General features: G+C 73.9%; 7 protein-coding genes. All 7 read right to left on the reverse strand.

Annotation, left to right across the window (positions count from 1 at the left end; all coding sequences use genetic code 11):
- On the reverse strand, window positions 1-452 hold a 452-nt coding region (locus AE652_RS35065; RefSeq protein ID WP_049659035.1), incomplete at its 3' end, for a hypothetical protein.
- A 339-nt stretch (window positions 453-791) separates the two neighbouring features.
- Window positions 792-1,112 carry a TcmI family type II polyketide cyclase gene (locus AE652_RS35070; RefSeq protein ID WP_049659041.1) on the reverse strand — a complete coding sequence of 107 codons (321 nt, stop codon included), beginning with the start codon at window positions 1,110-1,112 and terminating at the stop codon, window positions 792-794.
- 5 nt (window positions 1,113-1,117) lie between these two features.
- Window positions 1,118-1,573 (reverse strand): SRPBCC family protein, encoded by a 456-nt coding sequence (locus tag AE652_RS35075; protein ID WP_049659036.1) that lies wholly within the window; start codon window positions 1,571-1,573, stop codon window positions 1,118-1,120.
- Between the two features lies 1 nt (window position 1,574).
- Window positions 1,575-1,835: a phosphopantetheine-binding protein gene (locus AE652_RS35080; protein WP_049659037.1), complete on the reverse strand. Its 261-nt coding sequence runs from the start codon at window positions 1,833-1,835 to the stop codon at window positions 1,575-1,577.
- A 57-nt stretch (window positions 1,836-1,892) separates the two neighbouring features.
- Window positions 1,893-3,131, reverse strand: coding sequence for a beta-ketoacyl synthase N-terminal-like domain-containing protein (locus AE652_RS35085; RefSeq protein WP_049659038.1), 1,239 nt, complete (start codon window positions 3,129-3,131; stop codon window positions 1,893-1,895).
- Window positions 3,132-3,136: 5 nt separating this feature from the next.
- Window positions 3,137-4,393, reverse strand: a complete 1,257-nt coding sequence (locus tag AE652_RS35090; protein WP_049659039.1) for a beta-ketoacyl synthase — start codon at window positions 4,391-4,393, stop codon at window positions 3,137-3,139.
- Entirely contained in the window at window positions 4,390-4,737 is a 348-nt protein-coding gene (locus AE652_RS35095; protein ID WP_082346174.1) for a cupin domain-containing protein, read from the reverse strand. Before AE652_RS35095 ends, AE652_RS35090 begins: the two co-directional genes overlap by 4 nt.
- Window positions 4,738-5,010 lie beyond the last annotated feature (273 nt).

Below are 5,010 nucleotides of genomic sequence, written 5' to 3' on the forward strand. Positions count from 1 at the left end.
CAGGCGACCGCGCCGGAGGCACGGCGGCCGCGGCGCAGGGCGTACGCGCCCGCCCCGAGGCCGCCGAGCAGCAGCACCGCGCCGGAGGCGAGCCCGCCGCCGGACAGCGCCAGGCCGCCGCCACCGGTGTGCACGCCGCCGTGCGGGGACTTGTGGTCCTCGTCCCCCCTGGCCTCGCCGCCCTTGTGCTCGTCGGAACCCTTGTGCTCGTCGCCGCCCTTGTGTTCGTCGTCGCCCTTCCGCTCGTCGGAGCCCTTGTGCTCCTCGGAGGCGCCGCCCTTCCTGTCGTCGTTGCCCTTGGAGTTGTCGGAGGCCCTCTCGGTCTTCTCCTGCTTCTCCTGCCAGGTCAGGTTCTTGCCCTGGTCGGCACCGTCGGCGAAGGCGATGGGGGTACCGACGGTCAGGACGGCGGCGACGGCCGCCCCGGCGAGCAGCGTGCGTGCAGAACGCATGAGGATGATCCTTCCGGCGCGCAGGACCGCGACTGCCGACACGGTGCCGGACAAGGGGACTCGCGGGGGGTGCGCCTGATCCACCGTCATCCACCGTGCGGCCGCCTGCCACCGGAGTGTGGCAGCGCCGGTGCGCGGCGTGCGCCCTTCGGGTGGAGTCCCGGGTGTGTTCACCCGGCTGGCCGGGTGATCCGGGTGAATCCACCCGGGGGGGGGCGTCCGGCCGGACGCACGTGGGCCCGCCCCCGGCGCACGGCCGGGGGCGGGCCCATCGGGGGCTGGATCAGCGGGCCCGTCGGGGAGCCGCGGGGGCAGCGGCCCCGTCGGGGAGCCGCCGGGTCAGCGGTCCCAGCGGTAGAACTCCCGTGCCATGGCGTCCTTCGGCTCCCGCCAGGTGGCCGGGTCGTACGCCTGCACGTAGGCGGTCAGGCGGTCGCTGACGGTCCGGAACTCCGGGTGCCCGACGACCTTGGCGACGGCGGGGCCCGGCGGGCGGTCGGCCTCGATCAGGTGGAGGTAGACGTCGCCGAACTGGAAGAGGCTGCGGCCGGTGACGCCGATCAGGTGCGGCAGTTCGCCCTGGTCGGACTCGGCGAACACCTCGGCGATGTCCGGCGCGGCCTCGGGCTTCATCCGGGCGACGATCAGCGCCCGGTGCAGGCCGGTCACAGCTCCGCCGCCCGCTTCTCGACCTTCTCCCGGATCAGCTGCATCTGGATCTTCGAGTTGCGGTTGATGTGGCCGGTCATGCCCTCGTCGTCGACCGGGGCGGTCGGCTTCATGGCGAAGTCCTGGATCCAGCGCATCCTGGTGCCGGCCGGCGCCTCCGCGTACTCCCAGCGGATCTCCATGAACTCGAACGGGCCGGGCTCGACCCGGCGGGCGCGCACCGCGAGCGCGTCCCGGTCGGTCTCCCGCTCGGAGACCCAGCTCCACACCTGGCCGTTCTCGTCGGGGTGCATGGTGAGCCGGAACCGGACGAGCTCGCCCTGCCGGTCCAGCACCTCCACCGAGGCGTACTCGCTGAACAGCTGCGGCCAGTTCTCCAGGTCGTTGGTCATCTCCCAGACCAGGTCGAGCGGGGCGGCGATGACGATCTCGTTGTCGGTGTGTCCGGGCATCTCAGGCACCAGCCTTCGTGGCGAGGGAGGAGTTGACCAGTTCCAGGAACTCGGCCGGGGTCTTGGCCGACTCGGCGCCCGAGGTGACCTTGAGGCCGTGCCGGTTCTCCAGCTCGCCGACCACGCCGAGCAGGCCGAGCGAGTCGATGCCGAACGTGTCGAACTCCGCGCCCGGCCGCGCCAGGTCGCCCGGGTCGACGGTGACGCCGGCCCGGGACTGGAGCAGGACGGCGAGTTCCGGATAGCTGAGGGTGTTGCTCACGGGTGTCCCTTTCGGAGGTGTGACGGGGTGGTGCGGGGCGGTGGTCCGGGCGGCGGTTCAGGGCCGCCAGCGCCGGACCACCAGCGCGGAGTTGGAGCCCATCAGCCCGCGGCTGACCACCAGGGCGGTGTTCAGTTCGGCCGGGCGGGCGCGGCCGGTCACCAGGGCGAGGTCGTGGCAGACCTCGGTGACGTTGGGGGTGGGCGGCAGCACGCCGTCCTCCATGGCCAGCACGGCGGCGGTCACGTCGAGCATCGGGGCGCCGCAGTAGGCGCGCCCCGTACCGGTCTTGGGCGCGGTGACCGGGACGCGTTCGGCGGCCGGGCCGAGCGCGTCGGCGAGCGCCAGGGCCTCGGCCCGGTCGGCCTCCGGCACCCCCAGGGCGTCCGCGAAGACCACGTCGATCTCCTCGGGCGCGATGCGGGCCTCGTCCAGCGCGATCCGGATCGCGGCCGCCAGCCCCTCCCGGGACTCCGCCCAGCGGGAGGCCCCGGTGAAGGTGGCGCCGTGGCCGACCAGTCGGGCCCGGATGCGGGCGCCGCGCAGGAGGGCCGCCTGCTCGTCCTCCAGCAGCAGCATCGCGCCGCCCTCGGCGGGGGAGAAGCCGCAGGCCAGCGCGGTGAACGGCAGGTACGCCCGCTCGGCCCGCCCGGCCAGGCTGACCTCGGGGTAGCCGAGCTGGCAGACCATCGAGTACGGCGCCAGCGGGGCCTCGGCGGCGCCGACCACCACCGCGTCGGTGCCGCGCTCGATCGTGCGGGCGGCGTGCGCGAGGGCGTCCAGGCCGCCGGCCTCGTCGCTGGCGACCACCCCGCACGGGCCCTTGTAGCCGCCGCGGATCGAGATCTGGCCGGTGCTGGCCGCGTAGAACCAGGCGATGGACTGGTACGGGCCGACGAACCGGGGGCCCTGGCCCCAGAGCTGCTGGAGCTCGCGCTGGCCGAACTCGCCGCCGCCGGAGCCGGCCGCGGTCACCACGCCGACCGCGAAGGGCTGTTCCGGGTCGGGCCGGAACCCGGCGTCCGCCACCGCCAGGTCGGCGGCGGCCATCGCGTAGTGCGTGAAGCGGTCGGTCTGCACCAGGAAGCGGTTGTCGATCGCCGACTGCGGATCGAAGCCGTTCACCTGGCCCGCGATCCGGAGCGGAAGCCCGGTGCAGCCCTCGCGGGATATCCGGTCGAGGACGCTCACGCCCTGCCTGGTGGCCTTCCAGAAGGCGTCGGCCCCGACCCCGTTCGGAGCCACCACGCCGAGCCCGGTGATCACCGCCCGGCGGCCCTGCTGACGTGACGTCATGGAACTCACCCCGTTCTGTTGAGCACGACGGCGGACTGGAATCCGCCGAATCCGCTGCCGACCGAGAGGATGCGGCTCAGCGGCAGCTCGCGCGCGGTGCGCGGCACGTAGTCGAGGTCGCACTCCGGGTCCGGAGTCTCGTAGTTGGCGGTCGGCGGCACGACCCCGTGGGCGAGCGCCAGGGTGCAGGCGACGACCTCGATGGCGCCGATCGCGCCGAGCGAGTGCCCGACCATCGACTTGATCGAGCTCATCGGGGTCCTGAAGGCGTGCGCGCCCAGCGAGCGCTTGACCGCGGCGGTCTCGTGCCGGTCGTTCTGCTTGGTGCCCGAGCCGTGCGCGTTGACGTAGTCCACCTCGGTGCGGTCCACCCGGGCGTGGGCGAGCGCGTGGTCGATCGCCCGGGACATCTCCAGCCCCTCCTTGGTGAGGCCGGTCATGTGGTAGGCGTTGCCGAAGGTGGCGAAGCCGCCGATCTCGCCGTAGACCCGGGCGCCGCGGCGTCGGGCGTGCTCCAGCTCCTCCAGGACCAGGACGGCGCCGCCCTCGCCGAGCACGAAGCCGTCCCGGTCGGCGTCGAAGGGGCGGGAGGCGTGCCGCGGGTCGTCGTTGCGCTCGCTGGTGGCCTTGATGGCGTCGAAGCAGGCGACGGTGATCGGCGAGATCGGGGAGTCGGAGGCGCCGGCGAGGCAGATGTCGGCGCGTCCCTCCTCGACCGCCTGGAAGCCGTAGCCGATCGCGTCCAGGCCGGAGGTGCAGCCGGTGGAGACGGTCTGCACGGGGCCGTGCGCGCCGGTCCGCTCGGCCACCGCGGAGGCCAGCGTGCTGGGCGCGAAGGCCCGGTGCAGCTGCGGTTCGGCCTGCCGGTGGTCCACGTCCCAGCGGGCGCCGGCCGCGCTCACCAGGGCGTAGTCGTGCTCCAGCCGGGTGGTGCCGCCGACGGCGGTGCCGAGCGAGACGGAGATCCGCCACGGGTCCTCGGCGGCCAGGTCCAGGCCCGCGTCGGCGATCGCCTCGTCGGCCGCGACCATCGCGAACTGCACGTAGCGGTCGGCCCGTTGGACGTCCTCCGGGCCCAGCCCGTGGGCCGCCGGGTCGAAGTCCACCTCGGCGGCGATCCGGGAGCGGAACCCGGTGGGGTCGAACAGCGTGATGCCCCGGGTCGCGGTGCGGCCGGAGGTCAGCAGCTCCCAGAACGCCGGGACGCCGACCCCGCCGGGGGCGACCACGCCGATCCCGGTGACGGCGACGCGCCGGGTCACGAGACCACCTTGGCGTGTTCCGGCGGGCCGGAGGCCGCGGTCCCCTCGGTGCTCACGTGGCCGAGGTCGGGGCGCGGGGCGAGCGGGCCGAGGTGGAAGACCATCCGGGCCTCGGTGTCGCCGACGTTGCGGAAGCGGTGGCGCATGTTGATCGGGATCATCAGGCCCTGGTCCGGCTTGAGCGGATGGGGCTTCCCGTCCAGGTCCACCTCCAGGTCGCCGCAGACGACGAACACGAACTCCTCGGAGTACGGGTGGTAGTGCTCGCCGATCCGCTCGCCGGGCCGGACGATCGCCAGGCCCATGAAGCCGCTGGTCGCGCCGCAGCTGGTGGGGGTGAGCATGGTGCGCAGCTCGGCGCCGTGGCGGCGGTTCTCCGGTGCCTCGTGGACGCTGACGATCCGTGGGACTGCGTGGTCATGGAGATCTCCCGTGAGATGACGGAACGTCAGTTGTTGATCGGGTCGGCGGAACTGCGGTCGGTGACCGGGTTCATGGCGCGGGCCGCGAGGAAGGCGCCGAGCCCGGCGGCGCTGCGCAGGTCGCCCTGCGGGCCGAGGTCGAGCAGCCCGGCGAGCACGGCGGCCTGCCGGTCGTCGGCCACGCCGAGGGCGGCC

The organism is Kitasatospora sp. MY 5-36 (assembly GCF_001182915.1).
GTDB lineage: Bacteria > Actinomycetota > Actinomycetes > Streptomycetales > Streptomycetaceae > Kitasatospora.